This window comes from Glutamicibacter sp. BW80, from assembly GCF_002332385.1.
Classification (GTDB): Bacteria; Actinomycetota; Actinomycetes; order Actinomycetales; family Micrococcaceae; genus Glutamicibacter.
Genome location: NZ_NRGV01000059.1, coordinates 137,105 through 158,360, shown reverse-complemented (window position 1 = coordinate 158,360; position 21,256 = coordinate 137,105). Strand labels below are relative to the sequence as shown.

Annotated in this window: 19 protein-coding genes; 7 read left to right on the top strand and 12 right to left on the bottom strand. The window is 58.3% G+C overall.

Features of this window, described 5'->3' with window-relative positions; genetic code table 11:
• Positions 1 to 166 precede the first annotated feature (166 nt).
• Together CIK76_RS16065 and CIK76_RS16060 are read left to right on the top strand one after the other, a co-directional pair.
• Positions 167 to 1,774, top strand: coding sequence for an ATP-binding protein (locus CIK76_RS16065; protein WP_308727263.1), 1,608 nt, complete (start codon positions 167 to 169; stop codon positions 1,772 to 1,774).
• A gap of 10 nt (positions 1,775 to 1,784) precedes the next feature.
• The gene (locus tag CIK76_RS16060; RefSeq protein ID WP_096288247.1) at positions 1,785 to 2,456 is read left to right on the top strand and encodes a response regulator; all 672 of its coding nucleotides are present in this window, start codon (positions 1,785 to 1,787) and stop codon (positions 2,454 to 2,456) included.
• Positions 2,457 to 2,829: 373 nt separating this feature from the next.
• Here CIK76_RS16060 and CIK76_RS16055 read toward each other — a convergent pair whose 3' ends face one another.
• Complete coding sequence (locus tag CIK76_RS16055) at positions 2,830 to 4,230, bottom strand: NAD(P)/FAD-dependent oxidoreductase (RefSeq protein WP_096288245.1); 1,401 nt, start codon at positions 4,228 to 4,230, stop codon at positions 2,830 to 2,832.
• A 431-nt stretch (positions 4,231 to 4,661) separates the two neighbouring features.
• On the opposite strand from CIK76_RS16055, the gene CIK76_RS19155 reads away from it, so the two are divergent.
• Entirely contained in the window at positions 4,662 to 4,850 is a 189-nt protein-coding gene (locus CIK76_RS19155; protein ID WP_141393591.1) for a hypothetical protein, read from the top strand.
• Positions 4,851 to 4,903: 53 nt separating this feature from the next.
• On the opposite strand, the gene CIK76_RS16050 is transcribed toward CIK76_RS19155, so the two are convergent.
• From CIK76_RS16050 to CIK76_RS16040, 3 genes are read right to left on the bottom strand one after another with little or no spacing between them, the layout of a single operon-like run.
• A complete protein-coding gene (locus tag CIK76_RS16050; RefSeq protein ID WP_096288243.1) occupies positions 4,904 to 6,226 on the bottom strand; it encodes an NAD(P)/FAD-dependent oxidoreductase in 1,323 nt (440 codons plus the stop codon).
• Between the two features lie 12 nt (positions 6,227 to 6,238).
• Positions 6,239 to 6,571: a cupin domain-containing protein gene (locus tag CIK76_RS16045; protein WP_096288241.1), complete on the bottom strand. Its 333-nt coding sequence runs from the start codon at positions 6,569 to 6,571 to the stop codon at positions 6,239 to 6,241.
• A 39-nt stretch (positions 6,572 to 6,610) separates the two neighbouring features.
• Positions 6,611 to 8,074, bottom strand: a complete 1,464-nt coding sequence (locus tag CIK76_RS16040) for an APC family permease (RefSeq protein WP_096288239.1) — start codon at positions 8,072 to 8,074, stop codon at positions 6,611 to 6,613.
• Positions 8,075 to 8,227: 153 nt separating this feature from the next.
• Here CIK76_RS16040 and CIK76_RS16035 point away from each other — a divergent pair, with 153 nt between their 5' ends.
• Positions 8,228 to 8,794, top strand: coding sequence for a TetR family transcriptional regulator (locus tag CIK76_RS16035; protein ID WP_096288318.1), 567 nt, complete (start codon positions 8,228 to 8,230; stop codon positions 8,792 to 8,794).
• A 202-nt stretch (positions 8,795 to 8,996) separates the two neighbouring features.
• Here CIK76_RS16035 and CIK76_RS16030 read toward each other — a convergent pair whose 3' ends face one another.
• The 5 genes from CIK76_RS16030 to CIK76_RS16010 form a co-directional block, all read right to left on the bottom strand.
• A complete protein-coding gene (locus CIK76_RS16030) occupies positions 8,997 to 9,857 on the bottom strand; it encodes a prephenate dehydratase (protein WP_096288237.1) in 861 nt (286 codons plus the stop codon).
• A gap of 432 nt (positions 9,858 to 10,289) precedes the next feature.
• On the bottom strand, positions 10,290 to 11,306 hold the full coding sequence (locus CIK76_RS16025; protein WP_096288235.1) for an NAD-dependent epimerase/dehydratase family protein: 1,017 nt from the start codon (positions 11,304 to 11,306) through the stop codon (positions 10,290 to 10,292).
• Positions 11,303 to 13,894, bottom strand: coding sequence for an alpha/beta fold hydrolase (locus CIK76_RS16020; protein ID WP_255248519.1), 2,592 nt, complete (start codon positions 13,892 to 13,894; stop codon positions 11,303 to 11,305). The genes CIK76_RS16025 and CIK76_RS16020 overlap by 4 nt, the downstream gene beginning before the upstream one ends.
• Complete coding sequence (locus CIK76_RS16015; protein ID WP_176484261.1) at positions 13,888 to 14,913, bottom strand: 3-oxoacyl-ACP synthase III; 1,026 nt, start codon at positions 14,911 to 14,913, stop codon at positions 13,888 to 13,890. The genes CIK76_RS16020 and CIK76_RS16015 overlap by 7 nt, the downstream gene beginning before the upstream one ends.
• A 751-nt stretch (positions 14,914 to 15,664) precedes the next feature.
• The gene (locus CIK76_RS16010; RefSeq protein ID WP_096288229.1) at positions 15,665 to 16,141 is read right to left on the bottom strand and encodes a helix-turn-helix domain-containing protein; all 477 of its coding nucleotides are present in this window, start codon (positions 16,139 to 16,141) and stop codon (positions 15,665 to 15,667) included.
• A gap of 84 nt (positions 16,142 to 16,225) precedes the next feature.
• Between CIK76_RS16010 and CIK76_RS16005 the strand changes: the two genes are divergently transcribed.
• The 3 genes from CIK76_RS16005 (at position 16,226) to CIK76_RS15995 (ending at position 18,269) form a co-directional block, all read left to right on the top strand.
• Positions 16,226 to 16,696 (top strand): PaaI family thioesterase, encoded by a 471-nt coding sequence (locus tag CIK76_RS16005; protein ID WP_096288227.1) that lies wholly within the window; start codon positions 16,226 to 16,228, stop codon positions 16,694 to 16,696.
• Positions 16,686 to 17,198 carry a PaaI family thioesterase gene (locus CIK76_RS16000; protein WP_096288225.1) on the top strand — a complete coding sequence of 171 codons (513 nt, stop codon included), beginning with the start codon at positions 16,686 to 16,688 and terminating at the stop codon, positions 17,196 to 17,198. The genes CIK76_RS16005 and CIK76_RS16000 overlap by 11 nt, the downstream gene beginning before the upstream one ends.
• Before the next feature lie 90 nt (positions 17,199 to 17,288).
• Entirely contained in the window at positions 17,289 to 18,269 is a 981-nt protein-coding gene (locus CIK76_RS15995) for an ADP-ribosylglycohydrolase family protein (RefSeq protein ID WP_217990416.1), read from the top strand.
• A gap of 79 nt (positions 18,270 to 18,348) precedes the next feature.
• On the opposite strand, the gene CIK76_RS15990 is transcribed toward CIK76_RS15995, so the two are convergent.
• From CIK76_RS15990 to CIK76_RS19935, 3 genes are all read right to left on the bottom strand, one after another.
• Positions 18,349 to 18,651: a DUF1883 domain-containing protein gene (locus tag CIK76_RS15990; protein ID WP_176484260.1), complete on the bottom strand. Its 303-nt coding sequence runs from the start codon at positions 18,649 to 18,651 to the stop codon at positions 18,349 to 18,351.
• A gap of 147 nt (positions 18,652 to 18,798) precedes the next feature.
• Positions 18,799 to 19,842 carry an NAD(P)-dependent alcohol dehydrogenase gene (locus tag CIK76_RS15985; RefSeq protein ID WP_096288219.1) on the bottom strand — a complete coding sequence of 348 codons (1,044 nt, stop codon included), beginning with the start codon at positions 19,840 to 19,842 and terminating at the stop codon, positions 18,799 to 18,801.
• Positions 19,843 to 20,092: 250 nt separating this feature from the next.
• The coding region (locus CIK76_RS19935; RefSeq protein WP_255248510.1) for a PT domain-containing protein at positions 20,093 to 21,256 on the bottom strand (1,164 nt) is incomplete at its 5' end.

The following is a 21,256-nucleotide window of genomic DNA, read 5'->3' as shown; positions in this document are numbered from 1 at the left end:
TGGGGTAGGTCACGCTTGCGTACGCAAAGAAAATACTGTTCATTGTGTAACTAAAAATTGTGAGCTGGCTCATGCCAAACTTCGGTAAAGTTGCCAGGTGCACCGCAAGGGCGGTGCCGGACGGGAAGCAACTGCAAAGGCAGCAGATGATGGGGAAGGAGGAACAGTGAAGACTACAAGGGCCTGGCCCAGCGAACTATTCGCCAACAGAATGTCCCTAGCCGGGCAGTACCTCATATTGCAGTTGCTGATCATTGGCGTAGTGGTCACCGGATTTGTGGTGGTCTCAATTACCCAGGCAACGAATACCTTTGAAAAAGAAGAAGGCCGGCGCAGCCTTTCCGCAGCAGAATCGCTAGCGGCCAACCCGCTCTTGCGGGTCCTCCTCCCGGGGGCCGAACCGGAAATGGGGTCCGCGTTGCCAGCCATGGCCGAAGCCGTACGCAGTACCTCGGGCCTGCAATTTGTCACGATTGCGGATCCTAGCGGTGAGGCGATCACGTCCAGTTTTCCCGACGAAGTAGGCACCACAATTCTTCAGCCCGAGTCTCAGGTCACCGAAGGACGAGGTTGGACCGGAGATATCTGGCGCCAAGGGAAGCACGTACTGATCGCTCAGGTGCCGGTCTTGGACGATGATGGGTCGATGGTGGGCATTGTGAGCACAGGGCAAAAATATCCCTCAACGCAGGCTGTCATTCGTGAAATCGCGCCCAGCGCACTATTCACCCTCCTCATCTCACTACTCTTGGGGGCCACCGGCTCGGTGCTCCTGTCCAGACGCGTCAAGCGCCAAACCCGCGGTATGGAGCCAAGAGAAATTTCTGAACTCTTTGAACACCGCGAAGCCTTGCTGCACGGAGTGAAAGAGGGGATCGTCTCCGTCTCTCCGGAACACCGGGTCATGCTCGCCAACGACATCGCCATAGAGCTGTTGCAACTACCCAACAACTGCGTAGGACAAACACTCGACCAACTCAAGGTGGCACCGCAGGTTACTCGCGCTCTAACCACGCAACAGCAGCAGGCAGACCGGCAATTCCTCATCGGCGAACGTGTGCTGGTCTTCAACCGCATGCCAGTGATGACTTCCGGCAGGGACCTCGGCTCGGTGACCACTTTCCGCGATCGAACCGAGCTGACTCTCTTGGAGCAAGAGCTCGGAGACAGCAAAGCGACATCGGACATGCTCCGAGCCCAAACCCACGAGTTCGCCAATCAGCTCCACGCCATCTCCGGGCTCATCCAATTAGGAGAGTACGACGAAGTCGTAGGATTCATTGATGGAGTGAGCTTCAGCCGCAGCAAACTCTTTGAAGATGTCGCAGCGCGAATCACCGAACCAACCATAGCTGCCTTGGTCATTGCCAAGGCAAGTGTCGCGACCGAACGCGGAATCCAACTCACCGTCGCCGAGGATTCCAACCTGGGCCGCAGTGATGACCAACTGGCTCGGGACTTGACCACCGTTATCGGAAACCTCGTAGACAACGCAATAGACGCGGTATCGGCGGTGAGCCAACCACGCATCGAACTACGCATTGCAGAAAGCGATACGCAAATTACCGTTGTGGTGGGCGACAATGGTTCGGGGGTAGATGACGCGGCAATCGATGAAATCTTTACCCAGGGATTCTCCACCAAAGACACGACCGTTTCCGGCGGAAGGGGATTCGGGCTGGCTTTAACCAGACTGGTCTGCCGTCGCCGCGCAGGGGACGTCCAAGCGGTTAACGACCACGGTGCGCGGTTCACCGCTACACTCAGGAAGTAGGGAACAACTCGTGATCAAAGTACTGGTGATCGATGATGATTTCATGGTCGCCAAGGTGCACTCAGGGTTCGTCAATAACGAGCCGGGGTTCTCGGTTGTGGGAGTAGCTCACTCGGCCAACGAGGCGATCAAAGCCGCAACCGCGCTTTCGCCGGATCTCGCGTTGCTAGATATCCACTTACCCGATATGAACGGGCTCGACCTGCTCCAACGGCTACGCGAGGTACAGCCGGACTTAGATGTCATCGTCATTAGCGCGGCCCGAGAAATGGACACCGTCCGCCGTGCTTTGAGGGGCGGAATCGTCCACTACCTGATGAAGCCGTTCTCCCGCGAAGATCTTCGCGAACGGCTGGAGCACTATTCGAAAACTTACCAGCCGCTGCAAGAGGCAGATCAAGAGCTGGAACAGGCAGACGTGAACCGGCTCTTCGGACTGAGCGGGCAGAACCGACGCCCCCTGCCCAAAGGCTGCAGCGCTGAAACGCTGGCACTCGTGGAAAACATCGTCAAGGAAGCCACTAATCCCATCTCCGCCACCGAAACCGCCGAGAAACTCGGCACCTCGCGGGTGAGCGCTCGCCGGTATCTGGAATATTTGGCCGAAGAGAACCTGGCTCAGGTGAATCTGCGGTACGGGGGAGTGGGCAGACCAGAGCGAAGGTATTCGTGGAACAGTTAGGTGCTTGCCGTCCATGCGACGCGTCTATTGCAGTCCGACTGTACTTAAACGGACCTTAAGTCGAATAACGAGGCTCTCCACATCTCAAGGTGCAAATGAGGTTTTATCCACCCGACTTCAGTTGGGAACTGCCTCGCCGGACATTACTGAAACTAAATCCTCCGGTCTCCCGATTCCACAGGAACATTGCGGAATCTCGATGCAGCTTTCGCAACTTCGCAATAGGAGCCTTCAAACGTTCAGCCAATCATCCCGGATGCCTATCGGCAGCGGCTATGAAATGACGGAAGGATTTAAACGTATTGCCCTGTGGCAAGAAATCGGCACAGGGCAATACGAACTTTATCAACTGAACTATCAAGCCAGATTCTGACTAGAATTTATGGACTTTGGCCTTCTCAATTGCCGTAAGGTCTTCGAGCTTTTCTTCCTGAGGGGATGACATGTAGCGCTGATAGCTATCGTCGAGCTCGCTCAGCCAGGGCGAGTGGTGTTCTGCTGCCATGGTGCCAGTCATGACTGAACGGTAGACCTTGTCGCGGTAGGTCAAGATATTTTTCTTCTTATCCATCTTCCACGCCATGAAAGTCCGGGTGACTTCATCCAAATCAAACATCGGGTAGTCCGTCTGCTCGATGAGATCGCGAATGTAGTCCGCCTGGAACTTCACTTCATCTTCCGCGGTCTCAATAGCGTTGAATCGCTCCAGCCACGCATCTATGCTTGCACGCTGTTCGGACGCTGAAGGGACCGCGGCTTCTCCCAAAACCAGATCACGGACATACCAAGCCTGCGCATCGAACATGTTGAAGGTGAACCATTGATCCTGGGCACCTAGGTAGTAAAGCTGGCTATTGTTCTCGGAAACCACACCACGGTACAGAGTGTCCGGGTAGACGTTGTTCGGTGAACTTAGGGCAAGGTCGGAGGGCAAGAAGGGGTAATGGTGCAGATACCCGGTGCACAAGACAACAGCATCAAATTTGCGGGATACGCCATTGCTGAAATGTGCAGTGGACCCTTCGAAGCGGTCAATGAGGGGGAGCTCTTCAATGCCTTCTGGCCAATCGAATCCCATTGGGGCCGTGCGGTAGCTGTACGTCACCGAGCGTGCACCCATCTTGAAGGACTGGACACCAATGTCCTCAGCCGAGTAGCTTGCGCCGATCAGCAGAACGTCTTTGCCTGCCAAGCGCTCGGCGCCACGGAAGTCATGGGCGTGCATGAGCTCGCCGGGAAAACCTTCGATTCCCTTGAAATCTGGAACATTCGGGAAGCTAAAGTGACCGGTGCCGACAATGACATGATCAAAATCGTTCTTTTCCGTCAGACCGGTCTTCAGGTCTTCGCTGGTGACGGTGAATAGTTTGGTGCTCTCGTCGTAATCGACCCAGCGCACTACGGTCGCAAAGCGGACGTATTTCTTGACGTCAGACTTCTCTGCGCGGCCATTGATGTAATCCCACAGCACGGCACGTGGTGGGTAGGAAGAAATGGGGCGGCCGAAATGTTCGTCGAAGGTATATTCGGCGAATTCCAAGGCTTCCTTGGGGCCGTTGGACCACAAGTTGCGGTACATGCTCGAATGTACAGGTTCGCCGTGCTTGTCGATGCCGGTGCGCCAGTTGTAGTTCCACTGGCCTCCCCAATCATCTTGCTTCTCAAAGCAGATGATCTCGGGGATTTCACGCCCTGACTTCTTGGCAGAATCGAATGCCCGCAGCTGGGCGATGCCGCTGGGTCCTGCTCCAATGATGGCGACGCGTTGAGTCAAACATACCTCTCCGGCTTGTTAAGCCTTATTCAAGTTTCGCGCGCAGCTCCGGATCCCGATTGTGGGTTCGAGCGTGCTACGCGAATCAACAAAAAATGCTCTAAACCAGTCGACCAGTCGCGCATAAAAAGCGTTCACATGTCGAGGCAAAACTGCCCTGTTCCAAAGGGCATCGTTATCGAGTTTACCAGTAACCGATTCTATTGACCGGGAAACCGACGGACAGGGAACAATCGCCACGGAGATATGGGTGCTGATTTGAGGCTGGGTAAGGGTTAAGCTGCGCCTACGAACCCAGCACCGAAAGCGCCTGAAAGCAGGTTAAAGTGATTTGCCTGCAGTCACTATCTTGGCGCAAGCAGACTTGCGTTTTGGGGCCAGAAGAGACCAGCCCCCGCCCTGTCCATTGGACTGGGAAGGAGGCTGGTGACGTGCTGCTGAATTCGGTTCTAAGCGGCGGATCGCTGCTGCTGGTGGAAATCGCATTTGCGCTGTGGACCATGATCGCTGCGATTAGCGGTCCTAGATTATCTACCCAACCTAGGTTTCCATTGCATCGACAAGAAGCAATTAACCATTTTTCAATCCAAGAATCCAACCGAGCAGATGCTCATGAATAGCTCTGAATCTGTAGCAACGACCTGAGGCCAATCCCTAGACGAAGTGCAACGGATCAGATGGGAAGGGCTGAATTGACGCGCGGCATATCGGTGAGCTCAAGGGCGGCGTCGCGGGCTGCCGCAATGCCGGACTCGATGGCGCCGTCGATGAAGCCTCCCCATCCCTTGGCCAGGTCCGAGCCTGCGATGCGGATGCGGCCCTCGGAGCGCTGCAGCTCGGCTAGGGAATCGGTGAGATATCCCGTGTAGTGCATCGACCAGGTGCAGCGTGCATGCTCGTCGTCGACCCAGTTATGGCCGGCAACTTCCAAGACCTCCAATCCGGGGACGAGAGCATCGAGGCTGCGCTGGGCCGCGGACGTATCGGTGACGTTGACAGCTGCGGCGTCGGGTCCGAAGCAGACCAAGGTGGTGGTGTCCGCATCGATGTACTCGGCTTGGGCGAAGTTCAGGGCGGCGTTTTCGGGGCCCATGGCAACGAAGCGTTCCTGCCGTCCCTTGACCTTGATCCAGAGCTTTGCGCCGCGGCCGGCATGGCTGCGGCTTGCGGCTTTGCGTTTAATGGCTGAAAGTTCAGGATGAATGTCGATGTCGTTCAGGGTGCCCAGGGGGACGGCAAGGATGAGTTGGCGGGCGGTGAGTTGCTGTCCGTCGATGGTGCTGGCGACGACTCCGTTCTCGTCCTGATGGATGGAAGCCACCGGCTGGTTCAGCCGCAACTCGGCGTCAGAGTCCGCCAGGATGGCCTCGGCCAGGCGCCGGGTTCCTCCCTCGATCTTGAAGGTTGCGCAGGTTTCGAACATAAGTTGCCAGGACCCGCTGGCCGCAGCACACCAGCGCAGTGCCTGCGTGTAGGCGGCTTGGTCTAGGGCGCCGTTGAAGTTTAAGGTCCAGAAGGAGCGCAGCAGCTGGCGTTGGTTCTCCGGAAGGTCCAGGCGGTCGATGGCCTCCGAGAGCGTGGTGCCGTCGATGCTGGCGAGCTCGGGGTTGGCCAGCGGGGACCAGGGTAAGGGGAAATACTTGCGAGCATCGGCTAGTAGGGCTTGGTTGGGGGCGTCGAGCAAGTCCATCAGCTCGTCTGGATGCCCCGTATGTTGCTGGCCCTCGGTGCTCCAATAGGCCTTGGTGAAGTCGGGGCCGGCGACCGGGGCGATCCCGTAGCGGCCCATTTCGGCCCAGACGTAGGGCTGGGTCCAGTGCACCCACGTTCCGCCGAGTTCCAGGTTCCGGCCCAGATGCTCCTCGAGGTGGGTGCGCCCGGCGATGCGGTCGCGGGCCTCCAGGATGGTGGTCTTGAATCCGCGGCGGGACAGTTCGCGGGCGGCGGTCAGGCCGGCGAAGCCCGCGCCGACGATGATGACGTCAGTGGTTTTCATGGTGGCAGTGCCTTAGCTGTAGACGAAGAATTCGATGGTGGGTTCGAGGATGGTCCAGCGCGTCATGGCGCCCTTGGACAGGGAGGCCATGGATCCGGCGGTGAGCTCGAGCATGTCTCCGCCCTGGACCTCGATGCGGATGTGCCCGGAGACGATGTAGATGGTTTCGTCTTCCCCGATGGGCAGGTCGAAGGGCACGGGCGCCTCCTCAGGGGAGATGCTCCAGATGCCGGAGGCGAGCGCCTGATTGCCGTTGTCGCCATTGCGGCGGAGCCACTGGACGGTGCCGAGTTCGAACGGTTCGAATGCGGTGGTGGTGTGATGGGCGTGGAATACCTGTGGCATGAGGTTGTTCTTCCTTTGTTGGGGTGAATAAAGAGAGTTCTAGGCTTGGGTTTCGTGGAGGTCTGAAGGGGCCTGCGGCTCGCGCATCAATGGCAGTCGATCCTGGAATCGGCGCCGGATCACAAACAGGACCAGGGAGAGCAGGAGGATGCCGACGCCGATAGTCAACTCGAAGGGCCCTCCATATCCAGATATCTGGGACGAAGCGGCCCCGACGATCAAGACTGCCGCTCCATAGATGGTGAGAACTATGGCCAGTGGAATTGACCAACGCCCGAGCTTGAAACTGCGTGGATCGTCGGGCCGATCCCAGCGAAGAAGCAGAAAACCGGAGACGGCCAGCAGGATGGCTAAGAGGTAGCCGATATTTGCCGCCACGAGGATGGAAATCGGGTTGGAGACGAAGAGGACCAGCAGGATGTTCATGACCACGGCGGCAGCGATAGCCCTGGCTGGGACCTGATGACGGTTGAGCTTCTCGAACTCGCGGGGGACCAACCCATCGACTGCGGCTCCGAAGAGCGCGCGTGACCCGTCCGCCATGCTGGCGTTCACGCCCATGAGCAGCGCTCCAATGGTAATAAGCAGCGCCGCATCCCCGGCGAAGCCAGCGGGCAATACGGCCGCGAAGCCACTGACAAACACTGCCGCGGGATCTGCTGCGGCGTCGGCCTGGCTGAGCAGTCCGCCGATGCCAATGGGGACCAGTGCGAACATCATGAACGTGTAGGCCCCGGAGCTGGAGAGCGCGCGGCGGGCGTCCTTCTTGCTACGGTATTCGGGCGTGAACGCTGCGCACATTTCGGTGCCGTACGCGGTCCAGCCGATGAGGTAGAGCCATACTGCGGCGTCTTGCCAGCCTCCCCAGTGGTCGGCTCCGGCCTGTCCTAGACCCCAAGACAGGTTGCTCACGTCCCACTGGCCGCTAACCAGCGGGGCAACCACGAAGGTAAGTAGGGGGATCAGCAGCAAGGCTCCGAAGATTTTGTTTACCCAAGCCGCTGGCTGTGCACCGAAGAGGTTCGGCACCATGAGTGCAAGAATTAGCACAATACCGATCAACTGCGCCGGCCCTACCTGCAGGATTCCCAAGTCCAGGACCCAAGTCGCTACCGGGAACCAGCGGACCTGGATGATGGCACCGGCGGTCAGACTGACGATTGAAATAACGGCGGACCAGCCGAACCAATATCCGAAAGTCGCCAGCGCACCTGCTGGAGCAAATCGTCCTTTCCAAGCCTCATGCGCGTAGATCGGGACCCCTCCGGGCTTGTCGGGGAACATGGATGCCATCTCCGCGAAGAGGTGATTCTGCGCCCAGCCGATGCCTGCGGCAAGGGCCCAAATGAACATGGCCGACAGCGCACCGATGGCGGCCATGGTTGCACCGAAGGATACGAAGAGACCTCCGGAGACGGCCATCGCCAAGGCGAATGCATCCTGCCACCGCAAGGTGCGGTGAAGCGTCGGAGGGGATTTGCTGGGGTCTATCGAGGCAGACATGAGGGGCCTTTCGATCACGAGTTGGAGGCTGCGCGGGAATTGTGTTTCGCGGGTTTCGAGGCGTGGTCTGCCTCACATGGTTAAAGCTATGCATCCGCTTAGTTCGTTGTGTCAAGGGCCACGTTGAGGAGTTAGACTCAGTATGTGAAAGCGATGCGGAACAATAAATATGGCGACGGCAAGGAAGCACTGCTTGCCGCCACCGTGGCGGTCGTGGCCGAACGCGGACTCCACGGCCTTACTTTTCGTGCGGTCAGCGAGGTAGCGCAGGTCAACAACACCCTGATTAGCCACCACTTCGGGACCAAGGACACGTTGCTCCATGAGGCGGTGGCCTGGGCAATATCTAGGGCTATACGACTAAGTGACTTGTCTGCCGCGGAAACCATAGACGGGGGGTTCGCGCGTACGCTGGTCGAACTGGTCGAGCGAGAGCCGCAGCTTCAGCTGTTTCAGTATGAATTCGTGCTGGAGTCGCGCCGCCGCCCCGACCTTCGCGATGAGGCCAAAGCGCTCTATGAGGGATATATCGACGCTTTGCAGCGTGCCTTGGGTAGGCAAGGGCACGTCAACTCACGACCGCTGGCCCGAGCGGTCTTTGCCGCTTTGGACGGTTTAGTGTTTCAGCAACTGACTGTTGCCGATCCGGATGCCGTACGGGAGGCAATCGAAACCGTCGGAGCTCTGCTTGAAGCTAATTTGGCTGCTATTCGCCAATAGCTGGCATAACGCCGCAACGGGAAATACGCCGTTGGTGATCTGCGACGTCTACGGGGTACGTTCCGGATACGGTCGATTCTCCAGCAGCCATGGTGCAGAACTGCTTGGTCGCAGGCTATGAAAGTCCCTCAGACTGATTCCCCTGCGGCCTAGAACATTTGCGTCCAATGGATACGAAGCGTGTCAGAGCGACGGAGCAACATCAGATGAAAGAAGCTGATCCGGCCTGCCGGTGCTCGCTGGCCGCGTAGGTTCCGAGGGTTTTGATTTCCCATGTGAAGAAATCCAGTTCTTCTAGGGCGAGCCGTACGGGAAGATCTTCCGGGTGCCCTTCAATGTCAACCATGAACGTGGTCGCGGCGAATGTGGAGCCGACCATGTAGCTTTCCATACGCGTGAGGTTCACGCCATTTGTCGCGAATCCGCCAAGTGCCTTGTACAGCGCACTGGGCACGTTGCGTACCTGGAAGACCAAGCTCGTGATGACTTCATCGGGCAGTTGCGCCCGGGTAGGCAAAGCTTGTTTGCGGGCCAGCACAACGAATCTGGTCATATTCGTTGGGTCGTCTTCGACCCCGCTGGACAGGACCTCGAGTCCGTAAAGTTCGGCGGCCATCGGCGGGGCCAACGACAATTTTCGGGGGTCATCCCAATCCCGGATCTCGCGGGCGGACCCTGCAGTATCCCCGGCTATGACCGGGGTCAGCTGATGTTCGCGGATCAAACGTCGGCACTGGCCTAGCGCGTGGATGTGGCTATGGACCTCGGTGGCGGCTTCAATGCTGCTTCCGGGAATTCCGAGCAGGTCGAAACGGATTCTGAGGTAATGTTCCCCAACGATTTGAAGGTCAGATTCAGGGAGCAATACGTGGATATCGGCAACACGGCCGGCAATGGAATTCTCTATCGGGATCATGGCGAGGTCTGCCGCGCCACTTTCGACCATCGCAAACGCATCCTCGAAGCTGGCGCACGGGACGGCTTCCATATCGGGGAACCTCTCGGTGCAAGCGATGTTTGAGTTCGATCCGGCTTCGCCCTGATAAGAAATCTTATTGCTCATTGAATCAACTTAGCGCAGAGTACTCGTGCTGCAAGAAAGAGTGAATCAAGGTTTCCTGATGCGCGCCAATTTTCGAATTCTGCGCGGTTGCCGCTGGAGCAGTTGCCAAGTAGTCGACCGCTTGGTAGCACTTATCCGTGGGAGAACGGATCCTAGCGACCGAGTACAGTCTCTGCGGCCTTCCGCTGGTGAGCGAGAATTAAGGATGGACACGTGATGTGGAGATTCCCCGCTGACAAGCTGTAAGCGCTCGTGGATAATCCGAGGCGTCTGCCGAGCCCAGCGGTATCTGATGCACGCCAATTCGGGTTTGGGGAACACCTCGAAGTAATCCGTCAGGTCCGGGGCTCAGAAGCTGTAGAACGCTGCGAGCCATCCAGATGTACCCTCCCGGGCAGAGGCGACTATTCTGCGGCTAATTTCCTATGCAATCTATCGATCAAGCTCAACGTAGTGGGAAGCGAGTCTTTGCAATCCCTCAGTGATGGTTACTTCAGGTTTCCAATCCAAGATTTCGTGCGTTTCGCGCTGATCAAACCAGTGCGCGGTTGACAACTGCTCCGCAAGGAACCGAGTCATTGGCGGCTCGTCGTGTACAAGATTCTTGGCGCCAGCCGCAAGCCAGAGGCGTTCAATGACCGACCCCGCACCGCGTGCAAGCCATCCCGGAACGTTTAGCCGGGGGGCCGGTGCGCCGCCCGCTTGGCAGATCCCTGCAATGAGCTCGCCCACTGGGCGCGGCTCACCATTGGTAACTACCAGGGCACGACCGTGAGCAAACTCCATGCGCTCGAGGCCACGGACAATCGCCGTGGCCGCATTGTCGATGTATGTGGTGTCAATGAGCGCGGCCCCATGATCCAGCAGCGGTAGTCGTCCGGCTTTTGCTCGCTGAATGACCCGCTCAACCAGCTGCGTGTCGCCGGGACCCCAGACCACGTGGGGTCTGATCGCCGCTACACGGAAGCCATCCGAATCTTGGGCAAGAGCATTGAGCTCCGCCGCCGCTTTGGACCGCGCGTAATTTCCGCGGGCCCGCTCAGGATCGGCCGCACCGGCGGTTGCGCCGGCCAACGGTTCTCCGAAGTGCGCCACCGAAGGGGAAGAAACAAAAACGAAGTCTTTGATTCCGGCTTCTTTGGAAGCCCTGAGCAGATTATTGGTTCCATTGATATTCGTGTCGACAAATTCTTGCCATGCACCGGTGAATGAAACCTTGGCCGCCAGATGGATGACGGCATCCATACCCTCGGTTGCTTGCCCTACTGCCTCAGAATCCGTAAGCGAACCCAACACGTCGTCCGTGGCTCCCTGCGATGGTCTGCGTTGGAAAGTCCGGACATGATGGCCTTGGGTGCGTAGCAGCTCTGCTACGGCGCCGCCAAGCATTCCGCTGGCGCCGGTGACTAGGACGCGACGGGTTGGCGCGGAACTTTGCTTTTCACTCATGGCTTGCCGATCCTTCCGCCGGCCAGTGTGGTCGCCGCCCAGCCTGCCAGAGCCGCACGGTCAATCTTGGAATTGTGCCTAATGTCGGTTGGCAGATCCGGGACTACGAGTACAGCCGAAATTTCCAGCCCGGTTCGTTCCACCGCAGTGCGCACCGCGTGGGCAAATGCCACCGGGGCTGGAGCCGCGCGGCGGGCCGGTGGGACGGTTTCCATCACCACTACGGCGGCTTGAGTCCCTGCTGGTCCGACACCGACCACTGCAGCTCGTCCGGCGCCGGCTACAGATTCGGCTGCTTGCTCCGCTGCCACAGGTGTTTTCGAGCCCGTGGCGGTGTGCAGCACATGGCCGAGACGGCCTTCGACCCATAGTCGTCCCTGGTCATCGAGATGCCCCACGTCTCCGGTGCGGTGCCAGCCAGGAATGGAGGTGCTAACCTGCTCGGTGATCCAGAGCCTGTCGTAGCGGTCCTTCACGTGGGGTGCGCGCACCAGAATTTCACCGGTGAGGTTTGGTTCTTCCAATGGTTCGTTGCCCGCTTGGCCATCGGAACCAAGCGGTGCAATAGCTACTTGAGCCCCCGCCACCGCAGTGCCAACGCATACTCCGTTCCCTGATCCAGCGGCACGAATACCTGCCAAATCAATGTCGGTCACGGGAAGTGCCTCGGTCATCCCATACGGGGTATGCACCCGGGCATTGGGCACCAGGCTCTGGACCCTGGCCAGCAAAGGCTCTGGAATCGGTGCTCCGGCCGAGAGCATCAGGGAGACATTTTCGAGGATCTTGCGTTGGGGTCCGTCTAGGGCGTCTTCAGTTTCCAGCACATTCGCTAAGGCGGCAGGAGACGCGAAGACGGTGGTTGCGTCGACGGCTAAGGCTGCATCCGCCAGCGCCGCGGCGGTCAGGGTGCGCGGTGCCGTAACATCCATATCGGGGGTGACCGAGGTTGCGCCCAAGGCTGGGCCCAGAAGTGCGAATGGCGCAAATCCGGCCACCAGAGCGGAGCCAGCCTTGAGGTTGTACGTTTCGCGCAGGGTGTCCCGCATGGCAGCCAATTGCCGGTGCGTGTAGACCACACCTTTGGCCGGGCCGGTGGAACCGGAGGTGAAAAGCACCGCGGCATCGGCATCCGGGTCGGCTTCGTCAAACGTCGGCGCATCATGGGCAGCGGAATTACCGGACTCGAGCAGCTCGGGGACGGTATGTGCCACCCCGAGGAGTTTGCGCTTGGCAGCCGGCAAGTTTTCCACGGCGATCCGGGTGCCGGGCCAGCCAAAGAATCTGGCGCCCACGAGTGCACGATCGATCCCGATAAGGAAACTAGGGCCGGCCCCCTTGATGGCACGTCCCAAGCCCTTGGTGCCCAGGCCCGCATCTGCCACCACAATGACCGCGCCCAGGCGCAGGCAAGCGTAGATCAGTGAAGTCAATTCGATGCCTGGAGGCACCAAAAGATTGACTCGGGATCCGGCGGTGACACCGATCTGTGCGAGGCCAGCGGCGAGAGCATTAACGCGTTCGCCGAGCTCAGACCAGGACAGGGAGCGCGGGGGATTGATATCCACTACCGCAATGCTGTGGTCATCTGTGCGTGAATCCAGCTCGGCGAGCATCGGACGGTAGTCGCTCAGGGCGGTGGCGCGTGAGGAGTTCTTAGAATCCCGTTCGGCGTCCAACCAATTAAAAATGGGGGAGGCGATATCGCGGTCTTCAGGCAACAGGTGGCTGGCGCCTTCGAAACGGTGCACCTGAGCGTGGGGCAGACGGTCCATCAGATCTCTTAGGTAGCGATCGGAGAACACCGGGTCCTTAGGGCCCCACAGCATGAGCGCCGGAACGGAGAGCGAGCGAATTGCGTCGGAGATCTCCTCCAATGCAGGACGGCTCGGGTGATCTTCGCTAAAAGGAATATCCGCTACGAAGTTTGCGACGCCTGTGCGCTTGTCCGCGCTGGTGTAGGGAGCCATGAATGCCTTGCGGACGTCTGCCTCCAAGGCCGGCTGAGCCAGCGAATGAGTCACTCGAAGGAATGCGTCAGTGCTCTTGGTGCCCCACCCATGGACTGCAGGGTTCGAAGCCAAACGCAGGGCGGCTGGTAGCTCGAAGCCCGCAGGGTGTACGGCGGTGTTGGTAAGGATTGCGTTCGCCAGCTGCTCTTGGTGGGCTACGGCCCAGCCCAGGGAAATGATTCCTCCCCAGTCGTGGCCAACCGTGGTGACTTTGCCGTTGAGTCCGAGGCCTTCGATCAAATCGCCTAGGTCGTTGACTCGATCGGCCAGCCGACGGAACTTCCCGGTGCGGGCAGAGAATCCCATATCAAGCTGGTCTACGGCGATGACACGCCATGGCAAGGCGTTGTCCGAAACGTGGCTCAGCAGGCTGCGCCACAGGTAGGACCATGTGGGATTGCCGTGCACGCACACCAGGGTGCCGACTGGGTGGATACCACGCGCGATGAGTTCTTCTTCGTTGTCCAGCAAATGCCACAGGTGGGTGGTTCCTGGATCGTCTACCTCCGAAGTAGAAGGGACGTCTAGGTAGCCCGAGTATTTTGCATCTACGCCGGGAAAGATCTCGGTCACCAGGCGATCTCCATCATCGCGGTGTTCAGTCCTGAACCGACGCCCATGCAGAGCACGCGGTCACCAGGCTTTAACGAGTCGGCCTCCTGCGACAAGGTCATTGGCAGGGAAGCAGGCCCCACGTTGCCCCATTTGGAGAAGGTGATCGGCACTCGGTCCTTTACTAGGCCCACGGCTTTGATAATGGCGCTGGTGTAGGACTTCGAGACCTGGTGGGTGACGTAGCGGTCCATGGACTTCCAGTCCCAGCCGGAATGATGTGCTTCATCCCAAGCATCAACTACCAGCTCCAAGCCGTTGTCCAGCAGGCCTTTGGTGTCGGTGTACATGCCGGTCGGACCGCCGACACAAAGCTCGTGGTGCTCGGTTCCTGCGCGGGAAACCCCGCCGAGAATGCGGTGTCCGTCAGGGTGAACATCCGCCGGTCCAATGACGGCGGCGGCCGCGCCGGAGCCCAGAGTCAGAGTTGCAAATTCGCGCATATAGTCTTCACGGGTGGAGTTCTCGGCGTTGAGGCGCTGGAACGTCGTCTCCTGGGTGGGCCGGGAATCTTCGCCGGCCACGATCAGCGCGTACTTGATCTGTCCGGAATCAATCATGTTTGCAGCCAGGCTCATACCGTTGACGAACCCCAGGCAGGCGTTGGCCACATCGAAGTTCATGGCGGAGGACGGCAGGCCCAATCCGTTGTGAACCTTTGAGGCTACCGAAGGCTCTAGGTTGCGTCGGGTCACCGAAGTGTTGATCAGGAGGCCAATTTGGCCTGGTTCAACGCCGGCCTGAGCCAGCGCTTTCTTGCCAGCGAGAATCGCCGCATCATCAAATTCCATGCCTTCGGACCACCAGCGGCGTTCTTTGACACCCGACACGCGTTCAAGCAGCTTTTTGGAGAGGCGCAGACGCTTGAGGCTAGGAGCCAGACGCTCGTCGAATTCTGCCGAACTCATGACCTCAGGTGCAAGTACGCTGTTTACCGCCAAGAGGGCCACATTGTGGTGTTTAAAAGTGGCATTGCCGTTCAAAATTTAGCCTTTGTGTCGGGGCTGTCGCGCCGTTCACGGACGCGACGAAGTAACAATCGTTTGATGCGTTAGAGTCATCAACGAAAAAACGTCTACCTCTACCGTATTCCTTGTTGGAGCGCACTGCGTACACGGGCGCGCTATTTTCAGCGGTTAGCAAGAAACTCTCAGGGTTTTCAGCTAAATTCCAGTGGTTTTTCGCTCGGTGAGTTACTGCACAGTAACTTGTTTCTTGCATTTCAGCTAAATGAGGTATCGAATTCCTGAGGTTCTGCTGGGGTTATTGCTAATTTCCTTGAGCAAGATTTTCCGAACAAGCTAAATTGCGTGATGGGCTCTGGTCTTCGTAGCTGAGCTCAATGCAGGCTACATCTGAAAACTCCAAATGATCGAGTGTGGAGGCTGAACGCCAGGTCATTCGAAAGTACTTATTTTGTCGATGCGACCAGAAGCGGTTGGACCCTGCAGATAGCAGGAATGCCGCTGGTATTTGTCGCGGTAATGAGGTGCGCCGCCGCTAGCGATGCTAGAAAGTAGTCGGTTTATACCGAGCCACCCTCTACCAACGCAAAATTGATTTCGGACAGCTCAAAGGACAAATTGCGGCGGGAATGCGCTAAAAGCTAATCGACCGCTGTCCGCGTTCGGGTCAGGAACGAGCCTTGACGACAGCTAATCTGTTCTGGAGGACCGGGGTGTTGAACGAGTTGGCCGCGGTTCCGGAAAAAGTCGGGGCTGTGGTCTCGTGGCCTTAGGTAACGGAGTTGCGGAGTTTTGCCCCTGGGCCGGGGGAGACTTGCGATTCTCGTGGTGAATCAAGAACATGCGCACCGGCGCACTGGATAATTGCTGACACCGGTTCGCCGCACTCCCGATGCGTGACGAGTAGCGGTGGGCCAGCCGTATCTGCTTCGTATTTGTCGCCCCACTGGAGCAACGAGATAAGTACGGGATAGAGATCCAAGCCCTTTTGCGTCAGGCGATACTCGTTTCGAGTACGGTGGCCTGGCTCCTTGTACGGTGTGGCCGAGAGAATTCCAGCTGCCACTAGGGTGCGCAGTCTGGCAGCGATGACCGCCTCGGAAGCCCCTAGATGATTGCGGATCTCGTCAAATCGGCGCACACCGTTAAAAGCTTCACGAAGCACCATGAGGCTCCACTTTTCACCAATGATGTCCAGTGTGCGCTGAATCGAACAATTCTCGGTGTCATAGTCGAGCCATTGCATGATGAAGAGCGCTCCTTACCGTTGACATGTCCCGTCGATCTAGCTAGCTTCAAATATAACAGTTAGCTTTTGAGAGGCCAATCAATGAAAACAAGCAACGACGTACTTCCTGACATGGGGCTCGATGCGGCTAGCGACTTTGTCGCCGCTTCCGGCTTTATCGTTGAAGAGGTCGGCAAGACGTTCCTCCGTGGGCACGTGGAGCTAGGGGCAAACCACCACACCCCATGGGGAGTGGTGCACGGCGGGCTGTTCACCACGATCGTTGAAAGCGCCGCCAGCATCGCGGCGAGCTATGCGGTGAAGGAACGTGGCCAATTTGCCGTCGGTGTACATAACGCCACAGATTTCTTGCGGCCAGGCAGTGCGGGACTGGCAAGCGTGGAAGCCACCGCGCTACACCAAGGACTTACTCAGCAATTGTGGGAAGTCATCATCACAGATGTTGCCAGCTCCAAGGTGCTTGCCCGCGGACAGTTGCGGTTGCAAAACGTGCCGTTGCCTTCGCAAGTTACTGAAGCCCGGAACGAAGAGGGAAAAACAGATGGAAGCTAGACAGGGCGAACACGAAAAGGTCGTGAGGTGGCGAGATCCTGCTAGCGCGCTGCAGCAGCTACCGTTGTTTTCCGGGCTCGAGTATTTGAAACTGATGGCCTCCGGCGAAATTCCGGGGGCGCCCATCGCAGGGCATCTCAATATGGATGTAGCCGAAGTATCTGAGGGGTCGGTGGCCTTCACCTGCACTCCGGAGGAGTCGCACTACAATCCGATTGGTGCGGTGCACGGAGGGCTGGTGTGTGCACTGCTCGATTCGGCGCTCGGCTGCGCAGCGCACTCGACGCTTCCTGCAGGAATGGGCTATACCTCTATCGAGATCAAAGTGAACTACCTGCGTCCAGTGCTTGCCGACAGTGGGCCGTTGCGATGCACCGGGAGGGTTACCAAGCCGGGCCGGCGAGTGATCTTCGCTGAAGGGGAAGTCGTAGATAAGAACGGCAAGGTCGTTGCGACCGCATCAAGCTCGCTTCTCGTATTCCCTCTTGATTCGAACAAGTAGTAGCTTCCGGCCATCTTGTCGGGCGCGCACGGTAATTTAGACACACAGCAGTAGCTGAGTATGAGTCAAATTTTCTGGTGGAGGGACCGCATGGAGTTTTCGTCTGGCATGAAGAGCCGTATCTGTGGAGCACTCGTGGGCATGGCTGCAGGGGACGCACTTGGCGCTGGCTATGAATTCGATGCCCCGATGCCTCAGGACGCCCCGGTTGCCATGATCGGCGGAGGGCTCGGAGACTTTGCGCCGGGGGAATGGACGGACGATACCTCGATGGCAATCGTGATTGCACGGGCACTCGTAAACTCCCAAAGAACACTCAATAGTGACGCAGCGGATTACATGGTGCGGCAGTGGGCCATTTGGGCTCAGAGCGCACCGGATGTTGGCAGCCAGACGCGTGCCGTCCTCGGCGAGGCCGAAAAAAGCGCGCGTGAAAGTAACCGCCACGAGCCCAGCGCAGAAGACGCACTGAAGGCTGCCGAATCCGTTCACCTGCGAACCGGCCGCTCGGCTGGCAACGGAAGCCTCATGCGAACGGCACCCGTCGCCTTGGCCTATCTAGAGCGCACGCCGGCCGAGGCCTATCAAGCGGCAACTGCCATCAGCAGGCTGACTCACTTCGACGAGGAGGCAGCAGAGGCTTGCGGCTTGTGGACTCTTGCCGTGCGTCACGCTGTGCTCACCGGTGAACTGGATATCCGAATTGGGCTGCAGCTTTTGGAACCCGCTCGCGCAGTAGTTTGGGAACAGCGCATTCAACAGGCCGAAGACAAGCGGCCGCGCGACTTCTCGCATAACGGGTGGGTCGTGGAAGCTTTCCAAGGAGCATGGAGCTCCATTGCCGTTTCCACGGATACCGTAGGGGAGAAGTCAACGCATTTAGTTGCTTCCCTGGAAGCAGCGGTACGTGGCGGAGTTGACACGGATACCGTAGCGGCGATTGCTGGATCGTTGGTAGGTGCTGCCTATGGGCTGCCGGCTATCCCAGAGGATTGGCTAGACAAGCTCCATGGCTGGCCGGGGCTCGACGCTAAGAGCCTAGTAGATCTCTCACTTAAACTTGCAGGTTAGAGATCGCAGCAATCTGCGCGCAACCCTTTGATTCGGACCAACGGGCCACCTGCCTTTTGGCACACCCGAGCGCTTTTGATTAGGACCGTCGCTCGACGAGTTTCTGCGGTGGTTCCACGCTCACCGCGTGGCGTACTCCGCGGACGCTCAGTCCCGTCAGATCAATCGCCAAGAACCATGGACCGGACTGAGGGACTTTGAGCCTGTAGGGTGCCTTGCGCGCCATTCCGCCATGGAAGTCATATTCGGCACCGTCTTGGAAGGCCGCGAAATTTTCTGGATCCATGAGCCTGAGGTTGGCAGGTCCACTGAGCGTTACCAATAGCACGCTGCCGCGTTCAAGGAAATCCCACTGATATTCGGTGAAATCGGGAGCGGTCACCGTACTTCCCCCGATTTCTCGGCAAGCAGTGGCGGGGCGTTCAGATGTAGATGCAAGTGTTTCCTCCAAAAACGGCGTTCGAACCACTCACTCTTCGGTCAATAGTTCGAACGCCGTGTGCACCTCAGTCGATCAAGTTTTGTTCGCCTAGACGAGCGTCGCTGTATCGATCACGAAGCGGTAGCGGACATCGGACTTCATCACGCGTTCGTATGCTTCGTTGATCTGCTCGGCGGCAATGACCTCAATTTCTGCGCCAATTCCGTGCTCGGCGCAGAAGTTCAGCATCTCTTGGGTTTCCTCGATGCCGCCAATCTGCGAGCCGGCGAATGAGCGGCGACCGCCAATAAGCGCGAAGGCGTTGACCGGCAGTGGCTCTGCCGGCGCGCCAACGTTGACCATGGTGCCATTGACGCGCAGCAATCCAAGGTAGTCGCTGACATTGATCGAGGCGCTAACCGTGTTGATGATCAGATCGAAGCTCTTTTGCAGCTCCTTGAAGGTGTTCTCGTCGCTGGTGGCGCGGTAATCGCTTGCCCCCATGTGCAGCCCGTCTTCCTTTTTCTTCAAGGACTGGGACAGCACGGTTACTTCGGCACCCAAGGCACTGGCGATCTTCACCGCCATGTGGCCCAGACCGCCAAGGCCCACCACTGCAACTTTCTTGCCCGGTCCGGCACCCCAGTGCTTCAGCGGAGAGAAAGTTGTGATGCCTGCGCAAAGCAGAGGAGCGGCGACATCGAGTTCTATACCTTCAGGAATGCTCAGCACGAAGTTCTCGGTGACGACCACGTGGGTGGAGTAGCCGCCCTGGGTGATGGTGCCGTCGCGGTCCGTGGCACCGTAGGTTCCCACCGACTTGTCGCAGAATTGCTGGTCTCCCGCGAGGCAGTTCTCGCATTCCATACAGGAGTTGACCATGCAACCCACACCCACGCGGTCACCGACCTTGTGCTTGGCGACAGCTGAGCCGACCTCCGCAATGATGCCGGCGATTTCGTGGCCAGGAGCCAGCGGATAAGTCTGCGGGCCCCATTCGCCACGTACGGTGTGGATGTCGGAATGGCAGATGCCCGAGTACTTGATGTCGATTAGTACATCGTGAGGCCCGACATCGCGGCGTTCGATCTGTGTGGGAATGAGTCCCTCGGTGGCCGAAGGGGAAGCATATGCGTTGACCATGGTTGTCATAGGAGTTCTTTCCCTAGTCTTGATGTAAGCCTGTCTCCGCGCGCCGGATGGCGGCACGCGGATACCAAACGTCTTTAAGTCGTCCATGGGTAGAACATGCGTAATCCAGAGAATAGTCCCGTTCTGGGGAACAAATTTGGGAGAATGCGAAACGGCCGTTGGATCCATACTTTGTCGTATCGATCCAACGGCCGTCCGGTTCGCTTCAATTGCACGGCTCTAGCAGTGCTTTCGAAGTTTGCTGTTCTGCCTAGCCGTGGCGCCCGCGTCGACGCAGGCCCAGTGCGACTGCGCCCAAGATGACGAGTCCTAGCGCTAGGCTGCCCGCAATGAGCAAACCGTCGCTCGCGCCGGTGTCGGCGAGCTCGTCTTTATTGGAATTATCGTCCTTTGGGCTGTTGTCCTGTTCTGGCGCTTCTTGTGTAGGAGGGGCCGTAGCGGTAGGGGCCTCGTCGTCCGTTGGCTCCGTGGTTGGATCGCCCGTAGGTTCGTCCGTTGGATCGTCGGTAGGATCCGCCGTTGGTTCCGCCGTTGGGTCTTCGGTAGGGGTTGGTGTTACCTCAGCCGCTGGGGCGAACAGTCCGAACCAGGTAGACACGCTGACAACTGGATCAGCTGCAGGCTGGGCAAACGCTGCTGCGCTGCGGTTTGCGTCATCGGCCTGCTGTTCACCATAGAGGAAGTAGGTACCGGCCGTGAGTTCTGCGACTCGTGGATCGTTGACGATCAGGGTTTCACCCTCGACGGTAAAAGCCACGTCCGAAACGGAAACTGGCTGTCCCTGGGTGTCGACGAACTTCACATCAAATCTGAAGTTGTCTTCAGCCACAGTTGGGAACCCTGCGGGTACATCGAAGCCCAGCTCAACTGCTCCAGCTTCAACCAGTGGTAGCCCCAAACGGTTATCAACGATATCGGACTGCAAAGCTAGAACGCTGGCGCCGGAGAGGACGGAAGAGATGGTTTTGCCCTCAGCGTCTTGCACAGTGATGAGCAGCTGGTTGAAGTCCTTTACGGTGTCGGTGAAGGCATCGTCGCCTTGCAAAGTGAGTTTGCCGTCGCTGACATTGCCGGTGGTGGTCTGAGGTTCGGCATCAGGTGAAGTGCGGTAGTTGACGGTAATCGCGCCGTTTTCAACATCGGTACCGGTGTTGAAAACGAACTTACCCTCGTCAGGTGCAGAGGATTCACTGTCATACGACAAGTTTTCCTCGCCTGGGGCTACCTGATCGCCGGACTCTGGTTCTTGAGCTTTGGGGACCTCTGGGGAATCAGTTGGTTCTGCCGTCGGATCGGCGGTCGGTTCCTCTGTTGGCTCTGCCGTTGGCTCAACTGTTGGTTCTGTTGTCGGCTCTACTGTTGGTTCCTCAGTAGGGTCCACGGTCGGTTCCGCCGTTGGTTCCTCGGTAGGTTC

Excerpts from the sequence above, each read along its gene's own strand:
- CIK76_RS16035 (WP_096288318.1), top strand. The coding sequence starts at position 8,228 with ATGCGGAACAATAAATATGGCGACGGCAAGGAAGCACTGCTTGCCGCC.
- CIK76_RS15995 (WP_217990416.1), top strand. The coding sequence starts at position 17,289 with ATGGAGTTTTCGTCTGGCATGAAGAGCCGTATCTGTGGAGCACTCGTG.
- CIK76_RS16045 (WP_096288241.1), bottom strand. The coding sequence starts at position 6,571 with ATGCCACAGGTATTCCACGCCCATCACACCACCACCGCATTCGAACCG.
- CIK76_RS16010 (WP_096288229.1), bottom strand. The coding sequence starts at position 16,141 with ATGCAATGGCTCGACTATGACACCGAGAATTGTTCGATTCAGCGCACA.
- CIK76_RS16040 (WP_096288239.1), bottom strand. The coding sequence starts at position 8,074 with ATGTCTGCCTCGATAGACCCCAGCAAATCCCCTCCGACGCTTCACCGC.
- CIK76_RS15985 (WP_096288219.1), bottom strand. The coding sequence starts at position 19,842 with ATGACAACCATGGTCAACGCATATGCTTCCCCTTCGGCCACCGAGGGA.
- CIK76_RS16050 (WP_096288243.1), bottom strand. The coding sequence starts at position 6,226 with ATGAAAACCACTGACGTCATCATCGTCGGCGCGGGCTTCGCCGGCCTG.
- CIK76_RS16005 (WP_096288227.1), top strand. The coding sequence starts at position 16,226 with ATGAAAACAAGCAACGACGTACTTCCTGACATGGGGCTCGATGCGGCT.
- CIK76_RS16025 (WP_096288235.1), bottom strand. The coding sequence starts at position 11,306 with ATGAGTGAAAAGCAAAGTTCCGCGCCAACCCGTCGCGTCCTAGTCACC.
- CIK76_RS16000 (WP_096288225.1), top strand. The coding sequence starts at position 16,686 with ATGGAAGCTAGACAGGGCGAACACGAAAAGGTCGTGAGGTGGCGAGAT.
- CIK76_RS16030 (WP_096288237.1), bottom strand. The coding sequence starts at position 9,857 with ATGAGCAATAAGATTTCTTATCAGGGCGAAGCCGGATCGAACTCAAAC.